Annotated in this window: 18 protein-coding genes; 13 read left to right on the top strand and 5 right to left on the bottom strand. The window is 71.0% G+C overall.

Annotation, left to right across the window (positions count from 1 at the left end; translation table 11 throughout):
- The first annotated feature begins 10 nt into the window (after nt 1–10).
- The 7 genes from mrdA to ACZ58N_RS31540 all read left to right on the top strand — a co-directional run bounded on the left by mrdA (nt 11) and on the right by ACZ58N_RS31540 (nt 6,954).
- A complete protein-coding gene (mrdA, locus tag ACZ58N_RS31570; RefSeq protein WP_471166812.1) occupies nt 11–2,092 on the top strand; it encodes a penicillin-binding protein 2 in 2,082 nt (693 codons plus the stop codon).
- 106 nt (nt 2,093–2,198) lie between these two features.
- Entirely contained in the window at nt 2,199–2,711 is a 513-nt protein-coding gene (locus ACZ58N_RS31565; protein WP_471166809.1) for a DinB family protein, read from the top strand.
- Nucleotides 2,712–2,747: 36 nt separating this feature from the next.
- The gene (locus tag ACZ58N_RS31560; RefSeq protein WP_471166806.1) at nt 2,748–3,389 is read left to right on the top strand and encodes a PadR family transcriptional regulator; all 642 of its coding nucleotides are present in this window, start codon (nt 2,748–2,750) and stop codon (nt 3,387–3,389) included.
- A gap of 76 nt (nt 3,390–3,465) precedes the next feature.
- On the top strand, nt 3,466–4,467 hold the full coding sequence (locus tag ACZ58N_RS31555) for an ATP-binding cassette domain-containing protein (protein ID WP_471166803.1): 1,002 nt from the start codon (nt 3,466–3,468) through the stop codon (nt 4,465–4,467).
- The gene (locus ACZ58N_RS31550; protein ID WP_471166800.1) at nt 4,464–5,252 is read left to right on the top strand and encodes an ABC transporter permease; all 789 of its coding nucleotides are present in this window, start codon (nt 4,464–4,466) and stop codon (nt 5,250–5,252) included. The genes ACZ58N_RS31555 and ACZ58N_RS31550 overlap by 4 nt, the downstream gene beginning before the upstream one ends.
- An 84-nt stretch (nt 5,253–5,336) precedes the next feature.
- Entirely contained in the window at nt 5,337–6,095 is a 759-nt protein-coding gene (locus ACZ58N_RS31545; protein ID WP_471166797.1) for a MerR family transcriptional regulator, read from the top strand.
- Between the two features lie 163 nt (nt 6,096–6,258).
- The gene (locus ACZ58N_RS31540) at nt 6,259–6,954 is read left to right on the top strand and encodes a DedA family protein (RefSeq protein WP_471166795.1); all 696 of its coding nucleotides are present in this window, start codon (nt 6,259–6,261) and stop codon (nt 6,952–6,954) included.
- A 104-nt stretch (nt 6,955–7,058) separates the two neighbouring features.
- On the opposite strand, the gene ACZ58N_RS31535 is transcribed toward ACZ58N_RS31540, so the two are convergent.
- Nucleotides 7,059–8,705: a threonine/serine exporter family protein gene (locus tag ACZ58N_RS31535; RefSeq protein ID WP_471166793.1), complete on the bottom strand. Its 1,647-nt coding sequence runs from the start codon at nt 8,703–8,705 to the stop codon at nt 7,059–7,061.
- Between the two features lie 357 nt (nt 8,706–9,062).
- Complete coding sequence (locus tag ACZ58N_RS31530) at nt 9,063–9,557, bottom strand: inorganic diphosphatase (protein ID WP_008742522.1); 495 nt, start codon at nt 9,555–9,557, stop codon at nt 9,063–9,065.
- 164 nt (nt 9,558–9,721) lie between these two features.
- On the opposite strand from ACZ58N_RS31530, the gene dacB reads away from it, so the two are divergent.
- The 6 genes from dacB to folE all read left to right on the top strand — a co-directional run bounded on the left by dacB (nt 9,722) and on the right by folE (nt 17,286).
- The gene (dacB, locus tag ACZ58N_RS31525; RefSeq protein ID WP_471166791.1) at nt 9,722–11,164 is read left to right on the top strand and encodes a D-alanyl-D-alanine carboxypeptidase/D-alanyl-D-alanine endopeptidase; all 1,443 of its coding nucleotides are present in this window, start codon (nt 9,722–9,724) and stop codon (nt 11,162–11,164) included.
- A gap of 38 nt (nt 11,165–11,202) precedes the next feature.
- Nucleotides 11,203–12,360 carry a zinc-dependent metalloprotease gene (locus tag ACZ58N_RS31520; protein ID WP_389709941.1) on the top strand — a complete coding sequence of 386 codons (1,158 nt, stop codon included), beginning with the start codon at nt 11,203–11,205 and terminating at the stop codon, nt 12,358–12,360.
- A gap of 266 nt (nt 12,361–12,626) precedes the next feature.
- A complete protein-coding gene (tilS, locus tag ACZ58N_RS31515) occupies nt 12,627–13,661 on the top strand; it encodes a tRNA lysidine(34) synthetase TilS (protein ID WP_471166789.1) in 1,035 nt (344 codons plus the stop codon).
- 65 nt (nt 13,662–13,726) lie between these two features.
- Nucleotides 13,727–14,287, top strand: coding sequence for a hypoxanthine phosphoribosyltransferase (gene hpt / locus ACZ58N_RS31510; RefSeq protein WP_030158549.1), 561 nt, complete (start codon nt 13,727–13,729; stop codon nt 14,285–14,287).
- 265 nt (nt 14,288–14,552) lie between these two features.
- The gene (gene ftsH / locus ACZ58N_RS31505) at nt 14,553–16,583 is read left to right on the top strand and encodes an ATP-dependent zinc metalloprotease FtsH (protein ID WP_471166786.1); all 2,031 of its coding nucleotides are present in this window, start codon (nt 14,553–14,555) and stop codon (nt 16,581–16,583) included.
- Between the two features lie 94 nt (nt 16,584–16,677).
- Nucleotides 16,678–17,286 carry a GTP cyclohydrolase I FolE gene (gene folE, locus ACZ58N_RS31500; protein WP_471166783.1) on the top strand — a complete coding sequence of 203 codons (609 nt, stop codon included), beginning with the start codon at nt 16,678–16,680 and terminating at the stop codon, nt 17,284–17,286.
- A gap of 40 nt (nt 17,287–17,326) precedes the next feature.
- Here folE and ACZ58N_RS31495 read toward each other — a convergent pair whose 3' ends face one another.
- From ACZ58N_RS31495 to folB, 3 genes are read right to left on the bottom strand one after another with little or no spacing between them, the layout of a single operon-like run.
- Nucleotides 17,327–17,812, bottom strand: a complete 486-nt coding sequence (locus ACZ58N_RS31495) for a DUF3180 domain-containing protein (protein WP_471166781.1) — start codon at nt 17,810–17,812, stop codon at nt 17,327–17,329.
- Nucleotides 17,813–17,858: 46 nt separating this feature from the next.
- On the bottom strand, nt 17,859–18,467 hold the full coding sequence (gene folK / locus ACZ58N_RS31490; RefSeq protein ID WP_385581880.1) for a 2-amino-4-hydroxy-6-hydroxymethyldihydropteridine diphosphokinase: 609 nt from the start codon (nt 18,465–18,467) through the stop codon (nt 17,859–17,861).
- On the bottom strand, nt 18,464–18,823 hold the full coding sequence (gene folB / locus ACZ58N_RS31485; protein WP_030010912.1) for a dihydroneopterin aldolase: 360 nt from the start codon (nt 18,821–18,823) through the stop codon (nt 18,464–18,466). The genes folK and folB overlap by 4 nt, the downstream gene beginning before the upstream one ends.
- Nucleotides 18,824–18,862: the final 39 nt, after the last annotated feature.

The raw sequence follows: 18,862 nt of genomic DNA, 5'->3' as shown, positions 1-18,862 counted from the left end.
GAGATCAGGGTTGAGCAACATTCCGGAGACCGGCCGGACCCCCAGGGTCCAGAACCGGCTCGTCGTCATCCAGGTGGTCGTCTTCTCGCTGCTCCTCACGCTCGGCGGGCGACTGTGGTTCCTCCAGGTGCGCAACGGCCAGGAGTACACGGACGAGGCCAAGAACAACCACGTCCAGCAGGTGATCCAGCCCGCGGTGCGCGGTTCGATCCTCGACTCGCGCGGGGTTCCGCTCGCCGACAACGCCACGCACCTCGTGGTCTCGGCCGGGCGCACGGAGCTGCTGGCGATGAAGGACAAGGGCAAGGGCGTCCTGACCCGGCTCGCGGGGATCCTGGGCATGGACCCGCAGGAGGTCCTCGACAAGGTCCGGCTCTGCGACTCCAAGACGAAGCAGCCCTGCTGGAACGGGTCCCCGTACCAGCCGATCCCGATCAGTGACGAGGCCACCACCGAGCAGGCCCTGCAGATCCGCGAGCACCCCGAGGACTTCCCGGGCATCACCGCCGAGGCCACGGCGCTGCGCCGGTACGCGGGCCCCGACCAGGCCAACACTTCCCAGGTGCTGGGCTACCTGTCGCCGGTGACCGACGAGGAGATCGTCAGGGCGAAGAAGACGGACTCGCCGTACCTGCGCTCCGACCAGGTGGGCCGCTCCGGTCTGGAGCGCACCTACGACAAGGAGCTGCGGGGCAAGGCCGGTGTCACCCGCTACGAGGTGGACAACCTGGGCAGGATCCTCGGGCAGGGCGAGACCGACCCGGCGCAGCCCGGCTCGAACATCGTGACCTCCATCGACTCCCGCGTGCAGGCGGTCGCCGAGCGGGAGCTGAACGCCGCGATGATCGAGGCGCGCAAGGGGTACGACAGGAACACCCACCGCAACTACGAGGCCGACTCGGGTGCCGTCGTGGTGATGGAGACCAGGACCGGACGGGTCGTGGCGATGGCCTCGAACCCGACGTACGACCCCAACGCCTGGGTGGGCGGCATCTCGGCGAAGGACTACGCGGGGCTCACCGCGAAGGAGTCCAACTACCCGCTGCTGAACCGGGCGATCCAGGCCCAGGCGGCGCCCGGCTCCATCTTCAAGGTGGTCACCTCGGCCGCCGCGGTCAACGCGGGGTACCCGTTCAACCGGCGTTACCCCTGCCCCAGCGCGTACACGGTCGGCAACCAGACCTTCACGAACTTCGAATCGCAGGGCCACGGCGACATCACCATCGGGCGAGCCCTGGAAGTGTCCTGCGACACCGTCTACTACGCCATCGCCGACCAGGAGTGGAAGAAGGACGGCGGCATCAAGCCGAAGAAGGACCCGAACGACTGGTTCCTCAAGACCGCCCACGAGTTCGGCCTGGGCAAGCGCACCGGCATCGACCTGCCCAACGAGGTGCCCGGCCGGATCCCCGACCGTAAGTGGAAGCAGGATTTCTTCACGGCGAACAAGGACGCCTGGTGCCGGGACGGCAAGAAGAACGGCACCTTCGCCGAGAAGATCGCCTACGAGAACTGCCGTCAGGGCAACCAGCTGCGCGAGGGTGACGCCATCAACTACTCGATCGGGCAGGGCGACACGCTCGTCACCCCGGTCCAGATGGCCTCGGTCTACGCGGCCATCGCCAACGGCGGCACGATCCACCAGCCGAGCGTCGGCAAGGCGGTCATCAGTGCCGACGGCCGGTCGGTGCGGGAGATCGCGCCGAAGGAGCAGGGCAGGCTCCCGATGGACGCCAGGACCCGCGACGACATCGACGAGGCCCTCGCCGGGGTGGCCACCAACGGCAGCGCCGCCTGGCGCTTCGGCGGCTGGCCGCAGAAGCAGATCCCGATGCACGCCAAGACGGGTACCGCCGAGGTCCAGGGCAAGCAGACCACCTCGTGGTTCGCCTCGTACACGGCGGACTACTCGATCGTCATGACGATCTCCCAGGGCGGCACCGGATCCGGTGCGTCGGGACCGGCGGTCCGCAAGATCTACGAGGCCATGTACGGGCTCGACCCGACGGGCAAGCAGGACCTCTCCAAGGCGCTCCTCCCGCAGCCCGCCACCGCCCTGCCCGTGATCCGGCAGGACGAGCAGGGGCAGTGACGGGCGAAGGCGACCGGCCGCGAGTTGAGGACAGAAGCTGACCGCAAGGCTCCGTAGCGTGGTTCTCGTCAGCAGGAGAAGAACCCACGGAAGTAGGCGGTCGGCCATGGCTCAGGTTTCCACAGAGGTCCCCGGTGACGAGCGCGGGACGCTCCTCGCCTTCGTCGAGGCCCAGCGCGAGGCGCTGCGCGGGACGGCGCGGGGCCTGACCGAGGAGCAGGCGGCGAGCCGCCCCACCGTCAGCGAGCTCTCGCTGTCCGGGTTGCTCAAGCACGTCGCCGTGTGCGAGCTCGGCTGGCTCCGGATGGCGCAGCGGCGCCAGGACGAGGGCGGGTCCGAGGAGCAGTCCTGGAGCGATGGCTTCCGGCTGGTCGAGGGCGAGTCGATGCCGCAGGTGCTGGCCTTCTGGGACGGGGTCCGTGAGGAGACCGAGGCCTTCATCGTGGCGGTGCCGAGTCTGGACGACACCTTCCCGCTGCCGCCGGCCCCCTGGTTCCCGGAGAACGGCAAGGTCTCGATGCGGTGGATGCTGCTGCACCTGGTCGAGGAGTTCGCCCGGCACGCCGGCCACGCGGACATCATCCGCGAGTCCCTGGACGGGACCAAGGCCATGGGCTGAGGCGGCGCGCGCCCGGGGGATGAGTAGCCTGGCCCGATGTCAGCGATTCGGCTCCTCGTCCTCGGTGCGGTCCGCCAGCACGGCCGGGCGCACGGCTACCAGGTGCGCAACGACCTGGAGTACTGGGGCGCCCACGAGTGGTCCAACACCAAGCCCGGCTCGATCTACCACGCGCTCAAGCAGATGGCGAAGCAGGGCGTCCTGCTCGCGCACGAGGTGGCGCCGAGCGCGGCCGGCGGGCCACCGCGGACCGAGTACGAGGTGACGGACGCGGGCCGTGAGGAGTACTTCCGGCTGCTGCGGAAGGCCTTGGCGGCCCACGACCAGAAGACGGACGTGTTGTCGGCGGCGATCGGCTTCATGGTCGACCTGCCGCGGGACGAGGTGCTGGCGCTGTTGCGCGAGCGGCTCGCGAAGCTGGCGGGCTGGCGGTCCGCGGTGACCGAGTACTACACGCCGGAGGGCGGGCCCGGCCAACTCGGGCACATCGGCGAGATCATGCACATGTGGGTCCACTCGTCCGACGCCGAGGCGGAGTGGACCCGGGGGCTGATCGCCCGGATCGAGGAGGGGGCGTACTCCTTCGCGGGCGAGGGCGGCGACCCGTTCGTAGGAGTCCTGGCGGACGGCCAGGAGAACCCCTACGCGGAGCAGAAGACTCCGGAAGAGCACAGCTAATCAAGTTTGACTAATCCGTGCGGCGGGCATAGCTTTGCCGATCCAGCTAATCAAGTTTGACTAATGAGGAGGACCCTTGGCGATCTCCGTCGAAGGAGCGCACAAGCGGTACGGGGAGAAGCGGGCCCTCGACGGGCTCGACCTGGAGGTACCGGCCGGGACGGTGCACGCCGTCCTCGGCCCCAACGGCGCCGGCAAGACCACGGCGGTCCGGGTCATGAGCACCCTGCTGCGGCACGACGAGGGCGTGGTGCGGGTGGCGGGACACGACGTGCGCGAGGACCCGGCGGCCGTCCGCGCCCGCATCGGGCTGCTCGGCCAGCACGCCGCGCTCGACGAGCAGTTGGACGGCCGACAGAACCTGGAGATGTTCGGCCGACTCCACCACCTGGGCTCCCGTCGGGCCGGCGCGCGGGCCGACGAACTGCTCGCCCGCTTCGACCTCGCGGACACCGGGCGCAAGCCGGTCGCCCGGTACAGCGGCGGCATGCGCCGCCGCCTGGACCTCGCCGCGTCCCTGATCACCGAACCGCAGGTGCTGTTCCTGGACGAGCCGACGACCGGACTGGACCCGCGCGGCCGCGCCGAGGTGTGGGAGGCGGTCCGCTCCCTGGTCGGCGGCGGTACGACCGTCCTGCTGACCACCCAGTACCTGGAGGAGGCGGACCGGCTGGCCGACCGGATCTCGCTCGTCGACGCGGGGCGGGTGGCCGCCGAGGGCACCGCCGACGAGCTGAAGGCCCGTGTCGGGACGGACCGGATCGTCGTCGTCCTGCGGGAGGCGGCGGACCTGGCGCGCGCGGCCGAACGCGTCCCGCACCCGGACCCGTCGCTGGACCGCGACGCGCTGACCCTGAGCTTCCCCGTGCGGGACCGGATGGCGGGCCTCACCCGGACCCTGCGGGCCCTGGAGGAGGCCGGCATCGAGGCGGCGGACCTCTCGGTACGGCGCCCCACCCTCGACGAGGTCTTCCTCCTGCTGACGGGCGGCACGGGCGGCACGGGAGGCGGGGGAGGCGCGTCCGCCGGCGCCGACGACGCGGCCGGTACCGGCGAGAAGGCGGAGGCGACCGTATGAGCACGCCATGGGTGGTCACGGACTCCTGGACGATGACCCGCCGCGAACTCGCCCACTGGGCGCGGCAGCCGGTGCAGGTGATCGTCGGGCTGGCCTTCCCGGTGATGATGCTGCTGATGTTCGGCTTCCTCGTCGGCGGTGGACGCGGCATCGACGGCGAGTACGTCGAGTTCCTGGTGCCCGGCATGTTCGCCCTCACCATGGCCTTCGGCCTGGAGGCGACGATGACGGCCGTCACCCAGGACCTCGGCAAGGGGGTCATCGACCGGTTCCGCGCGATGCCGATGTCCTCGTCGGCGGTGCTCGTGGGCCGCAGCGCCGCCGACATGCTCCAGTCGGCGCTGGGGCTGGCCGTCCTGGCGGGCGTCGGCCTGCTGCTCGGCTGGCGTTGGCACGGCTCGGCGGCGGCCGCGCTGACCGCGTTCGCGCTGCTCCTGGTGCTGCGCTTCGCGATGCTGTGGATCGGGATCTTCCTCGGCATGGTCGCGGGCCGGCCGGAGCTGGTGCAGGCCGTGCAGATCCTGGTGTGGCCGGTGGGTTTCCTGTCCAACGCCTTCGCCACCCCGGAGTCCATGCCCGGCTGGTTGGGCGCGGTGGTGGAATGGAACCCGATGTCGGCGACGGCCACCGCGGTGCGCGACCTGTTCGGGAACCCGGCGGGCGCGGCGTCCTCCGCGTCGTGGGCGGCCGAGCACGCCGCGCTGCTCGCCGTCGGCTGGCCGCTGCTGCTGCTCGCGGTGTTCTTCCCCCTGGCGGTGGCGCGCTTCCGGGGGCTCAGCAAGTAGGTCCGCGCGGCGGACTTGCACCTCACGCGGCGTGAGGTCCCACAGTGAAGGGCGTACCCAACCGATCGGAAGGAGCGGGAAGCGATGGGCTGGTCAGTGGGTCAGGTCGCCGGGTTCGCCGGAGTGACGGTGCGCACGCTGCACCACTACGACGAGGTCGGGCTGCTCTCCCCGAGCAGCCGCAGCGGGGCGGGGCACCGGCGGTACGACGACGCCGACCTCGACCGGTTGCAGCGGATCCTGTTCTACCGGGAGCTCGGCTTCCCGCTCGACGAGGTCGCGGTCCTGCTGGACGACCCGGATTCGGACCCGGAGGAGCACCTGCGCCGGCAGCACTCCCTGCTGTCCGACCGGATCGCCCGGCTCCAGCAGATGGCCAAGGCCGTTGAGCACGCCATGGAGGCGAAGAAGATGGGCATCAACCTCACGCCGGAGGAGAAGTTCGAGGTCTTCGGGGACTTCGACCCCGACGAGCACGCCGAGGAGGCGGAGCGCCGTTGGGGCGGCACCGACGCGTACCGGGAGTCGACCCGCCGCACCGCGTCCTACACGAAGGAGGACTGGCAGCGGATCCAGGCGGCGGCCGCGGACCTCAACGAGCGCTTCGCCGCCCTGCTGGACTCCGGCGCCGCCGCCGAGTCCGAGCCGGCCATGGACCTCGCCGAGGACCACCGGAGCTGGATCAACGGTGCCTACTACTTCTGCACGTACGAGATCCACACCTGTCTCGGTGAGATGTACGTCGCGGACGAGAGGTTCACCGCGTACTACGAAGCCGTGCGTCCGGGTCTGGCCGTTTTCGTCCGCGACGCGATCCTCGCGAACGCGATCCGGAAGGCCTAGTCGGGAGCGTGCCGGGAGTTCACCGGAAGGCTCCCGCACCGTGCGCACACGGCCCCCGCAGGTACCTGGAACCTGGCGGGGGCGGTGTGCGTTCATAATTGGAACCACCCGTCATGCCCCGCATCCCCGCTGATTCCCCTCGATCCAGGAGAGCCCGGAACTCGTGTACACGCTTGCGCTCGGCCCTGAGTGGCTGTCCCCGGACTATCTGATCGGGGAGTTCGGCCTGATCGGAATCCTGATCATCGTCTTCGCCGAATCGGGACTGTTCGCGTTCCTGCCCGGCGACTCCCTGCTCTTCACGGCGGGCCTGTTCGTCGCGAGCGGCAACATCAGCCAGCCGCTGTGGATGGTCTGCACGCTCATCGTGCTCGCGGCCGTCATCGGTGACCAGGTGGGCTACCTGATCGGCAAGCACTTCGGGCCGAAGCTCTTCAACCGGCCGAACTCCAGGCTGTTCAAGCGCGAGAACCTCGACGCCGCGCACGACTTCATGGAGAAGCACGGCCCCAAGGCCATCGTGCTCGCCCGCTTCGTGCCGATCATCCGCACCTTCGCGCCGATGGTCGCGGGCGCCGGCGCGATGAAGTACCGCACCTTCCTGACCTACAACATCATCGGCGGCGTCCTGTGGGGCGCGGGCGTCACCTGCCTCGGCTACAAGCTCGGCCAGTTCGAGATCATCAAGACGAACATCGAGCCGATCTTCATCGGCATCGTGCTCGTCTCGATCATCCCGGTGATCTTCGAGGTGCTGAAGGCCCGGAAGAACAAGGCGAAGTCGGCCGCCGCCGGTCCCGCCCAGGGCGCCCCCGCCCCCGAGGACCCGCAGCCGCGCGGCCGGCACGCCAAGCGCTGACCGCCCGTACGGACGCACGTACGACGCCCCGGGGACCCGAGTGTCCCCGGGGCGTTCGCATGCCCGCAGCGGGCCGCCCGGGCGGCCCCCGGGGCGGCAGGGGTTCAGAAGCCGCGCGTGCGCTTCGCCGCCCGGCGCTTCGCGGCGCTCTCCGCCCCCGGGATCCGCATGAACAGGCGGGAGGTCTCCGACCCCAGGTTGACCCCGACCGCGATGGCGAGGGCGATGGCGGCGGCGTTGGTGAGCGAGGCCAGCCCCGCGTCGAGCCGGTTCTCGGCGATCGACAGCAGCCCGAAGTACGTAGCGGAGCCCGGCAGCAGCGGCCCGATGGCGGCGGTCACGTACGGCAGGGCCGAGGCGAACCGGTAGCGGGAGAAGAGCTGCCCGAAGAGGCCGACCAGGCCCGCGGCGATCGCCGTGGACGGCACCGGGGGCAGCTCGGCCGCCTGCAGCGCCCCGTAGGTCACCCAGGCGACCCCGCCGTTCAGCGTCACGATCAGCACGGTCGAGCGTTCCTGCTGGAGCAGGATGGCGAAGGTGAACACCAGGACCATCGAGGCCAGGATCTGGACGATCGGCCGGGAGGGGATCTGGAGCACCTCGTCCGGGTTCGGCTCGGCGCCGAACTGCAGGCCGACGTAGAGGACGACGAGCACGCCCACGATGATCCCGATGAAGAGGTACATGACCTCCAGCAGGCGCGCCGAGGCGGTGATGTAGAAGCCGGTCAGGCCGTCCTGCACGGCTGCCACCAGGGCCCGACCCGGGAGCAGCGCGAACAGCCCACCGGTGATCACCGCGGACGCGCGGACGTCGATCTCGGCGATCTTCAGGGCCACCCCGATCGCGGCCGGGGGCATGGCCGCGACGACGAACTGGTAGAACTCCGGCAGCCCGCGGCCGGCGCAGAACCAGGCGAGCCGGTCACCGAGGACGGCGCCGAGCACGGCGCAGAAGAACACCGTGACCCCGCCGCCGACGAGCGTGGAGGCGGCCCCGGCGAGCAGCCCGGCGGCGGCCGTGAGCACCCAGCCCGGGTACGGGTGGCGGTTGCGGCGGATCTCGGCGAGCCGGCGGTAGGCCTCCTCCAGGGAGACCTCCACCTCGTGCGCGCTGATGTCGTCCACCAGCCGGAAGACCGCGGCGAGCCGGGTGTAGTCCGTGCCGCGCCGACGCACCGTGCGGTTCGCCGAAACGGGGTCGTCGACCAGGGAGGGCTGGTGGGTGATGGACAGCAGGGTGAACGTGACCGTGGGCTCGCAGCGGTCGAGGCCGTAGGAGCGGGCGACGGCGAACATGGCCGCCTCGACGTCCTCGGCGCCCTCGCCGCCCGCCAGGAGCAGTTCGCCGATGCGCAGCGTGAGGTCGAGGACGCGGCCCACCGCGGGTCCGCTGTCGCTCTTCTGCACGGGTTCGGCCACCGGCCGGACGTCCACCGGCATGCGCAGCATGACGCGCATGCGGTCCTGCCAGGGCGATTCCTTCATCCGGGAGCCGGGGAAACCGGCGGCCATGCCGGGCGTGTACGCGGGCGGGGAGTGCTGGGCGCTGTAGGTGGCCGGGGCGGCGAAGGCGGAGCCCTCGGGCTCGACGGTCACCGCGGCCAGACCGTCGGGGATGGTGAACTCCGACGTCGGTTGGTCGTCCTCCGGGGACTCGGCCGCGATGCCGTGCGGCGCGGTGAACGCGCTGCGCGCCTCGTCCGACTTCGGCTTCCGGTCCTCGAACCCGGATCCTTCGGCCTCCGCCACGCGTCCTCCCGTCCTGTCGGCCCGGACACAAGTATGCGGAATCGTTTCCTCCCCGGCGAAAGCGGACGGCCATCCGCCGATCGGTCTCCGGGAGCGGCCTCCGGGCGGTCAACCGCTCCCCGCCCGTACCCGACCCCTCCCGGCTCATCCGCCGCCGGGCCTCCGGCCGATCCCCACCGGACCTCCGCCGTCCCTCCGGTCCGGCTCCGGCGGTCGTCCGGTGTCGCCGCGACGGTCGGGCGCGGCCCCGACCGCCGCCCGGACACGACGAACGGGCGGCACCCCCCGCGAGGGGTGCCGCCCGTGGTCGCGTCAGCCGGTCGGCGCAAGGCGCCGACACGGATCACCGAGCGGAGCTCAGTGGTGGCCGCCCTGCGCCTCCAGGCGCTTGTACGAGGCCTCGATCTCGGCCTCGGCCTCGGTGCGGCCGACCCAGTTCGCGCCCTCGACGGACTTGCCGGGCTCCAGGTCCTTGTAGACCTCGAAGAAGTGCTGGATCTCCAGGCGGTCGAACTCGGAGACGTGGTGGATGTCGCGCAGGTGCTCGACACGCGGGTCCGAGGCCGGCACGCACAGCAGCTTGTCGTCGCCGCCCGCCTCGTCCGTCATGCGGAACATGCCGATCGCGCGGCACTTGATCAGGCAGCCCGGGAAGGTCGGCTCGTCCAGGATGACCAGCGCGTCCAGCGGGTCGCCGTCCTCGCCGAGGGTGTTCTCGACGAAGCCGTAGTCGGCCGGGTAGCTGGTCGAGGTGAAGAGGCGACGGTCCAGACGGATCCGGCCGGTCTCGTGGTCCACCTCGTACTTGTTCCGCGAACCCTTGGGGATCTCGATGGTGACGTCGAACTCCACGTCCTGCTCCTCCATGATCAGCTTCATTGCTACGGGACTGCATTTGATTCAACCGCGCGCGCGTCCCGCCCAGCGCTACGGGGTGGGGTGCCATGCTCGCGGCAAGACGCAGTGGTTAAGTGTCCCTCACGCATATGTGTGATCGCGAAAGGGGCTGGTCCGAGGTGCCATTGGTCAAGACGTGGCAGCTCATCGCGGGGTCGGCCGTCGCCGGCCTCGCCCTCTCGGCGGTGACGGTGGCAAGCGCCGGGCCGTGGGACTCCGGTCAGCGTAAGGCCGAGCGGGACAGGGCCGCCTCCTGGAGCCGTGTGGGTGGCGCAGATCACGTCACGGGGGCGGCCCTGCCCAGGCCCGCGGCCAGCGCCCCCGGCGTGCTCCCCGGCATCGGCCCGTCCGCCCCGACCGGAGACCGGCCCGCGGCCGCCGCCCCCGGCGGCTCCGAGGCGCTCGCCGGGGCGCTCGGACCGCTCATCGCCGACCGCGCGCTCGGCACCGTGCGCAGCGCCTCGGTGATCGACACCGCGACCGGCCGCGTCCTCTACGAGTCCGCGCCGGGCGAGGCCATGACCCCGGCCTCCACCATCAAGATCGCCACCGCGGTGGCCGCGCTGGCCGCCCTCGGCCCCGAGCACCGGATCCGGACCACCGTGACCCCCGGGGCCGAACCGGGCCGGATCGTCCTCGTCGGCGGCGGGGACCCCTCGCTCACCGCGAAGAAGAAGAGCCCCGCCGGATCCGGCGGCAGCCTCGTCGCCCTCGCCGCGGACACCGCGCAGGCCCTCAAGGCCGCCGGCACCGACACCGTCACCCTCGGCTACGACGACTTCCTCTACCCCGGCGCCGTCCGCCACCCGATCGGCCGCAACGACAACATCGCCCCCGTCACCGCCCTCATGGCCGACGAGGGCCGCCCCGACGAGTCCGTCTCCGGGCCCGTCGCGCGCAGCGACGACCCCTCCGGCGACACCGCCCGCGCCTTCGCCGGCCTGCTGCGCGAACGCGGCATCAAGGTCACCGGCGAACCCGCCCGGGTCGACGCCCCCGCCGACGCCCAGCAGCTGGCCGCCACCGGGTCCACCCCGGTCGCCGGCCTCGTCGAACGGATGCTGACCCACAGCGACAACGACATCGCCGAAGCCCTCGCCCGCCAGACCGCCGTCGCCGCGGGCGCGCCCGCGAGCTTCGAGGGCGCCGAGAAGGCCGTCTCCGACAAGCTGGCCTCCCTCGGCCTCGACGTGGGCGGCTCCCGCTTCGCCGACGGCAGCGGCCTCAACCGCGCCGACAAGGTCAGCACCCGCCTCCTGACGGGACTCCTCGCCAAGGCCGCCGACCCCCGCCACCCCGAACTCAGACCGGTCCTCACCGGCCTCCCCGTCGCCGGCTTCACCGGCACGCTGCGCTCCCGCAACGCCGGAACCTCCCCGGCCGCGGGCCTGCTGCGGGCCAAGACCGGCACCCTGACCGGCGTGAACTCCCTCGCCGGTACCGCCGTCGACCCCTCCGGGCGCCTGCTGGCCTTCGCCTTCCTCACCGCGGGCGCCCCGGACGGGCCCGCCGCCGAGAAGGGCCTCGACAAGCTCGCCGCGGCGGTGGCCACCACACCGTAGGGGGTCCGCTCCGGCGCAGGTCCACGTACGGTTTACGCATGACGAGCATCGGTGGTGCGGAGATGGTCGACTGGAACCTCGCGGTGGCGACCGCGACCCGGCTCGTGCGGCCGGGTCCCGAGGTCAGCCGCGAGGAGGCCCGGGCCGTGGTGGCGGAGCTGCGGCGGCACGCCAGGACCTCGGAACAGCACGTGCGCGACTTCACCCGGATGATGGCCGCCCTGCCCGACGGCGGGGCCTCCGTCCCCGACACGCCCGTCCTGGTCGTCGACCGGGCCGGATGGATCAAGGCCAACGTCGCCGGCTTCCGGGAGCTGCTCGGCCCCCTGCTCGGCAAGATGCAGGAACGTCGCGGAGCCGCCCCCGGCGGCGCGGTCCTCGGAGCGGTCGGCGGCAAGGTCACCGGCGTCGAGCTGGGCATGCTGCTGAGCTTCCTGGCCTCCCGGGTCCTCGGTCAGTACGAGACCTTCGCGCCCGCCGGCCTCGACCTGCCGGGCTCCGCCGCGACGGGCGGCCGGCTGCTCCTCGTCGCCCCCAACATCGTGCACGTCGAGCGCGAGCTGGAGGTGAACCCGCACGACTTCCGCCTGTGGGTCTGCCTGCACGAGGAGACGCACCGTACCCAGTTCACGGCCGTCCCGTGGCTGCGGGCCCATCTGGAGGGCGAAATCCAGACGTTCCTCGGCGCCACCGAAATGGACCCCTCCACCGTCCTGGAACGGCTCCGCGAAGCCGTCCAGTCCTTCGCGGGCGCCCGCCCCGAGGCCGAACGCGGCGAGGAGGGCCGCTCGCTCGTCGAGCTCGTCCAGACCCCCGAACAGCGCGAGGTGCTCGGCCGCCTCACCGCCGTCATGTCCCTGCTGGAGGGCCACGCCGACTTCGTCATGGACGGCGTCGGCCCCGAGGTCGTCCCCTCCGTCGCCGAGATCCGCGAGAAGTTCCAGCAGCGCAGGGCCAGCGGAGCCGGCCGGCTCGACGCCGCCCTGCGCAAGATCCTCGGGCTCGACGCGAAGCTCCGCCAGTACCGCGACGGCGAACGGTTCGTCCGCGCCGTCGTCGGCCAGGTCGGCATGGACGGCTTCAACCGCGTGTGGACCTCACCGAACACGCTGCCCACCAAAACGGAGATCGCCAAGCCCGCCGACTGGGTGGCCCGGGTGCACGGCAGGGGGAGCGAGGGGAGCGAAGGAAGGTGACGCACGGGGCGTAAACATGTCTCACTGGGGGAAGCAGCGTCACCCGTCCGAGGGACCGTGGGCCGTGGAAGGGCGTGCGATGCTCGGGGAACGGCTCGGTTCTGTCACCATCGACGCACTCTGAGTGACAACCCGCAACTTCCGGGGGTTCCTCCGCGGCCATCCCGCCGCGGACACCGGAGGTGCGGACCGGTCACCGCCGAGCAGCACCCCTCGCACCACCCCCAACGCCTCCGAGCATCCGAACTCCACGAAGGGCACCGGACATGGGTCCCCATCCTGCGGTCGCGGCGATACGCCTGGCGGTCCGCCGCGTACTCCACGACGTCCTCACCGACCTCACCCACCGTTCCGCCGACCGTCGCACCCCGGACGGCACCCCGCCACTCGTCCTCGTCGCCTGCTCCGGCGGCGCCGACTCCATGGCGCTCGCCTCCGCCCTCGCCTTCGAAGCCCCCAAGCTCGGCATCCGGGCCGGCGGCATCACCGTCGACCACGGCCTCCAGCCCGGCTCCGACCTGCGCGCCGCCGAGGTCGTCACCCGCATGACCGCGCTCCGCCTCGACCCGGTGGAGTCCGTCGCCGTGCGCGTCGGCCGCGACGGCGGACCCGAGGCCGCCGCCCGCGACGCCCGCTACTCGGCGCTCGACGAGGCCGCCGACCGGCTCGGCGCCGCCGCCGTGCTGCTCGGCCACACCCGCGACGACCAAGCCGAAACCGTCCTGCTCGGCCTCGCCCGCGGCTCCGGCATCCGCTCCCTGTCGGGCATGGCCGAGGTTTCGGGAGGACCGGGCCGCACCAAGCGCTACCGCCGCCCGTTCCTGCAGATCGACCGGCAGACCGCCCGCAAGGCCTGCATGGTCCAGTCCCTCCCCGTCTGGGACGACCCGCACAACATCGACCCCGCCTACACCCGCTCCCGGCTGCGCCACGAGGGACTGCCCGCCCTCGAAAAGGCGCTCGGCAAGGGGGTCGTCGAGGCCCTCGCCCGCACCGCGCAGCTCTCCCGGGACGACGCCGACGCCCTGGACGCCTGGGCCGCCGACGCGGAGACCGGCGTACGCGACGCCGACGGCCGCCTGGAGTGCGCCAAGCTGTACGCCCTGCCCCCGGCCGTCAGGCGCCGTGTGCTGCGCAGGGCCGTCGTCGCGGCCGGCTCCCCCGCGGGCTCGCTGTTCGCCCGCCACATCGAGGAAGTCGACCGCCTCATCACCGGATGGCGCGGCCAGGGCGCCATCAACCTGCCCGGCCGCGTCGAGGCCCAGCGGCAGGGTGGCAGACTTGTCATTCGGCAGGGCTGAATGGTGCTGAAGCACGGCTGAGTCCTCCGGGGGCACCCCCGGAGCCCCGGCCGACAACGAAAGTGATGCGGGTGGACGAGAAGGACATGGGCAGCGACCTCCAGTCGGTGCTCATCACCAAGGAAGAGATCGACGCGAAGCTGGCCGAGCTGGCCGCGAAGATCGACGCGGAGTACGCGGGCAAGGACCTGCTCATCGTCGGTGTGCTCAAGGGCGCGGTGATGGTGATGGCGGACCTGGCGCGTGCCTTGTCCACCCCGCTCACCATGGACTGGATGGCGGTGTCGTCCTACGGTGCCGGGACCCAGTCCTCCGGCGTGGTGCGGATCCTCAAGGACCTGGACACCGACATCAAGGACAAGCACGTCCTGATCGTCGAGGACATCATCGACTCCGGTCTGACGCTGTCCTGGCTGCTGTCGAACCTGGGCTCGCGCCAGCCGGCCTCCCTGGAGGTCGTCACGCTGCTGCGCAAGCCCGACGCCGCGAAGGTCGCGATCGACGTGAAGTGGGTCGGCTTCGACATTCCGAACGAGTTCGTCGTCGGCTACGGCCTCGACTACGCGGAGAAGTACCGCAACCTGCCGTTCGTCGGCACGCTCGCCCCGCACGTCTACGGCGGCTGACACGCCTCCCCGGTCGCGTTCGCCGCGAGAACCGCGTGCGACGCGTCCCCGCGGCCCCGGCCGCGGGACCGCTCCCGACAGGACCACGGGGAAACCTGGGGAACCTCGGGGCGATTCCCGCCGTTGGAGCATGGGAAGGCGGGTCTGTCAGCCGTCCCACGAGGCCGCGGGTGACAATACAGGGGTACATTCCGAAGAACAGTCTTTACTCAGAGCAGCATTTACCTACGGGCAGGAGGGACGGGGTGCCTAGCGCCCCGTATGGATGGACGTGAAGCGATACTTCCGTGGGCCGGTCATGTGGATCGTGCTGGCCGTCCTCGCCGTGGTCGTGTTGATGAACGTCGTCGGCTCCGGCGGCGGCTACAAGTCGGTGGAGACCAGCGAGGTCATCAAGGCGATCAACAGTGGCCAGGTGGACAGCGCCAAGCTGACCACCGGCGACAGCCAGATGATCAAGATCGAGCTCAAGAAGGACCAGAAGCTCGGCAACAACGACGGCACCAAGTTCCAGGCCAACTACATCGGGGATCAGGGCGTTCAGCTCGCCCAGAACCTCCAGACCAAGTACGAAGCCGGTCAGATCCCGGACGGCTACTCCGTCACCCCGGACAAGACCAGCCCGTTCCTGAGCGTGCTGCTCTCGCTCCTGCCCTTCGTCCTCATCGTCGTGGTCTTCCTGTTCCTGATGAACCAGATGCAGGGCGGCGGCTCCCGGGTCATGAACTTCGGGAAGTCCAAGGCCAAGCTCATCACCAAGGACACCCCGAAGACGACGTTCGCCGATGTCGCGGGTTCGGACGAGGCCGTCGAGGAACTCCACGAGATCAAGGAGTTCCTCCAGGAGCCGGCGAAGTTCCAGGCCGTCGGTGCCAAGATCCCCAAGGGCGTGCTGCTCTACGGCCCGCCCGGCACCGGCAAGACCCTGCTGGCGCGCGCCGTCGCGGGCGAGGCCGGTGTGCCCTTCTACTCGATCTCCGGTTCCGACTTCGTCGAGATGTTCGTCGGTGTCGGTGCCTCGCGTGTCCGTGACCTGTTCGAGCAGGCCAAGGCCAACGCGCCGGCGATCGTCTTCGTCGACGAGATCGACGCCGTCGGCCGGCACCGCGGTGCGGGCCTCGGCGGCGGCCACGACGAGCGCGAGCAGACGCTCAACCAGCTGCTCGTCGAGATGGACGGCTTCGACGTCAAGGGCGGCGTCATCCTGATCGCCGCCACGAACCGTCCCGACATCCTCGACCCGGCGCTGCTGCGCCCGGGACGTTTCGACCGGCAGATCGCGGTCGACCGCCCGGACATGCAGGGCCGTCTGGAGATCCTCAAGGTTCACCAGAAGGGCAAGCCGGTCGCCCCGGACGTCGATCTGGGCGCGGTCGCCCGGCGCACGCCCGGCTTCACCGGTGCCGATCTGTCCAACGTCCTGAACGAGGCGGCCCTGCTGACCGCCCGCTCGGACAAGAAGCTGATCGACAACCACTCCCTGGACGAGGCGATCGACCGCGTCGTGGCGGGCCCGCAGAAGCGGACCCGGATCATGTCGGACCGGGAAAAGAAGATCACCGCGTACCACGAGGGCGGACACGCCCTGGTCGCGGCGGCTTCCCCGAACTCCGACCCGGTCCACAAGATCACGATCCTGTCCCGCGGTCGGGCCCTGGGTTACACCATGGTCCTGCCCGACGAGGACAAGTACTCGACCACGCGCAACGAGATGCTCGACCAGCTGGCTTACATGCTGGGCGGGCGCGCGGCCGAGGAGCTCGTCTTCCACGACCCGACGACGGGCGCGGCGAACGACATCGAGAAGGCCACCGCCACGGCGCGGGCCATGGTCACGCAGTACGGCATGACCGAGCGTCTCGGGGCGATCAAGTTCGGTGGCGACAACACCGAGCCGTTCCTGGGCCGCGAGATGTCGCACCCGCGGGACTACTCGGAAGAGGTCGCGGCGCTGGTCGACGAAGAGGTCAAGAAGCTCATCGAGACCGCGCACAACGAGGCCTGGGAGATCCTGGTCGAGAACCGGGACGTCCTGGACAACCTGGTCCTCGCGCTGCTGGAGAAGGAGACGCTGAACAAGGAGCAGATCGCCGAGGTCTTCTCGACGATCGTGAAGCGTCCGGCCCGTCCCGCGTGGACCGGCTCCTCCCGTCGCACCCCCTCCACCCGTCCGCCGGTGCTCTCTCCCAAGGAGCTCCAGCTGACGAACGCCGCCAACGGCATCTCGGCGGCCCCGCCGGCCGTGTCGGTGGAGAAGGCCCCGGAGCCCTCCCCGGAGGAGCGCCCGGAGGCCTGATCAGGCCCGGAATGGTTGCCGCGCCCCCCAGGTTCTAGCCTGGGGGGTGCGGCACTTTCACGTGGCCGTGTGCGCACAGAGGAACGAGGATGAGATGACCGACCCAGTGACCCTGACCGGTGGCGAGGGCACGATCGGCGAGTTCGACGAGAAGCGCGCCGAGGCGGCCGTCCGAGAGCTCCTGATCGCGGTCGGCGAGGATCCCGACCGTGAGGGCCTGCTGGCGACCCCGGGGCGGGTGGCGCGGGCGTACAAGGAGATATTCGCCGGCCTGAGCCAGCGCCCGGAGGACGTCCTGACGACGACGTTCGACCTCGGTCACGACGAAATGGTCCTCGTGAAGGACATCGAGGTGATGAGCACCTGCGAGCATCACCTCGTCCCGTTCCACGGCGTCGCGCACGTCGGGTACATCCCGTCCACGGACGGCAAGATCACCGGTCTGTCCAAGCTGGCCCGCCTGGTGGACGTGTTCGCGCGCCGGCCCCAGGTGCAGGAACGGTTGACCACGCAGATCGCCGAATCGGTCATGGAGATCCTCGACCCGCGCGGCGTGATCGTCGTGATCCAGTGCGAGCACATGTGCATGACCATGCGCGGCGTCCGCAAGCCCGGCGCGAAGACCATCACCTCGGCGGTCCGCGGACAGCTCCGTGACCCCGCGACGCGCAACGAGGCGATGAGCCTCATCATGGCGCGCTGATCGGCGCCCGCAGGCCGGGGGAGCGGCCCCTCCCGGGCCGCTAGGCCGTCGCCGGGGCCTTCCCCGGGTCCTCGTCCTCCGGGAGCCTCAGGACCCGCTCCAGGAAGAGGGCGGCCGCGATGACGGCCGCGCCCGCGAGGACGGAGCCGCCCGCGTACCAGGCTTGGTCGCGGCGCGCGGGCACGTCGAGGGCGTCGGTCAGCAGGAAGACCCCGACCCCGCCGTACATGCCGGCGACCAGCGCCGCGACGAGCGCGCTGGCCTGCCCGAAGACCACGGCGCGGGCCGCCATCAGCGGCTCCACGCCCTTGGCCCCCGGGCGGCGCTCGCGCTGGGCCTTGAGCCGGGAGCGCATCGACAGGGCCGTGGCGAACAGGACGGCCGCGATGACGGCCAGCACGACCGGCGCGGCCAGCGGCACGCCCGGCAGGCTCCCGTACGCGTTCCACAGCCGGGCGCCCGCCCAGGACAGGACCCCGGCGATCACGAAGATGCCCACCAGGACCGCCGGCCTCAGTTGCTTCACTTGCCCGTTCCCCACTCTCAGCCAGTCGCAGTGAACAGGCTAACGATTACTCCGGCAGGCGGAGTTCCAGGTCGGGGCGTGCCGTGACGCCGGTCAGGCCGATTTCGGCCAGGAGGGCCGCGACCGCGCCGATCCCGGGGAGCTGGGCCTCGGGGTCGATGTCGTGCCAGGGGGCGAGCACGAAGGCGCGCTGGTGGGCGCGGGGGTGCGGGAGGGTGAGGACGGGGTCGTCGGAGACCACGTCGGCGTAGGAAACGATGTCGACGTCGATGGTGCGGGGGCCCCAGCGCTCCTCGCGGACGCGATCGAAGGCCTCCTCGATGGCCTGGCCGCGTTCCAGCAGCGAGGACGGCGGCAGGGTGGTCTTCACCGCGATGACCGCGTTGAAGTACGAGGGCTGCGAGCCGGGCTCGACGCCCCACGGCTCGGTCTCGTAGACGGGGGAGACGGCCTTGACCCGCAGGCCGGGGGTGTCGCCGAGGGCGTCGATGGCGCCCTGGAGGGTCTCCAGCCGGTTGCCGAGGTTCGCGCCGAGCGCGACCACGGCCCATTTCGGATTGGACAGCGTCACGTCGGCCGCGTCGACGGCCTCGACGACCGAGGCGGGTACGGGCTGGACGGTGGGATCGCTCTGGGCGGTCATTCCGTTGTTCATGCGCGGCTCCGGGTGATCGTGATGGTCACGTCGTCGAAGGGGACGGTGATGGGTGCGTCCGGCTTGTGCACGACGACCTCCACCTGTGCCACCGCTTCGTGCTTGAGGCACTGCTGTGCGATCCGCTCGGCGAGGGTCTCGATCAGGTCGACGGGCTCGCCCTGCACCACGTCGACGACCTCCTCGGCGACGACGCCGTAGTGCACGGTCTTCGCCAGGTCGTCCCCGGCCGCGGCCGGGCGGGTGTCGAGGTGCAGTACGAGGTCGACGATGAAGGTCTGGCCCTCTTCGCGCTCCCGGGGGAAGACGCCGTGGTGCCCGCGAGCCTTGAGGCCGCGCAGCGCGACACGATCCACGCGAATCACTCCTGCTTTCGTAGGTGCTTCCGGTCCCGG

This window comes from Streptomyces sp. NPDC040432, assembly GCF_055595445.1.
Note: the sequence above shows the minus strand (reverse complement) of the source record. Positions and strands in the feature narration are given on the sequence as shown.

Excerpts from the sequence above, each read along its gene's own strand:
- ACZ58N_RS31565 (WP_471166809.1), top strand. The coding sequence starts at position 2,199 with ATGGCTCAGGTTTCCACAGAGGTCCCCGGTGACGAGCGCGGGACGCTC.
- ACZ58N_RS31560 (WP_471166806.1), top strand. The coding sequence starts at position 2,748 with ATGTCAGCGATTCGGCTCCTCGTCCTCGGTGCGGTCCGCCAGCACGGC.
- ACZ58N_RS31550 (WP_471166800.1), top strand. The coding sequence starts at position 4,464 with ATGAGCACGCCATGGGTGGTCACGGACTCCTGGACGATGACCCGCCGC.
- ACZ58N_RS31545 (WP_471166797.1), top strand. The coding sequence starts at position 5,337 with ATGGGCTGGTCAGTGGGTCAGGTCGCCGGGTTCGCCGGAGTGACGGTG.
- ACZ58N_RS31520 (WP_389709941.1), top strand. The coding sequence starts at position 11,203 with ATGACGAGCATCGGTGGTGCGGAGATGGTCGACTGGAACCTCGCGGTG.
- tilS (WP_471166789.1), top strand. The coding sequence starts at position 12,627 with ATGGGTCCCCATCCTGCGGTCGCGGCGATACGCCTGGCGGTCCGCCGC.
- hpt (WP_030158549.1), top strand. The coding sequence starts at position 13,727 with ATGCGGGTGGACGAGAAGGACATGGGCAGCGACCTCCAGTCGGTGCTC.
- ftsH (WP_471166786.1), top strand. The coding sequence starts at position 14,553 with ATGGACGTGAAGCGATACTTCCGTGGGCCGGTCATGTGGATCGTGCTG.
- folE (WP_471166783.1), top strand. The coding sequence starts at position 16,678 with ATGACCGACCCAGTGACCCTGACCGGTGGCGAGGGCACGATCGGCGAG.
- folK (WP_385581880.1), bottom strand. The coding sequence starts at position 18,467 with ATGAACAACGGAATGACCGCCCAGAGCGATCCCACCGTCCAGCCCGTA.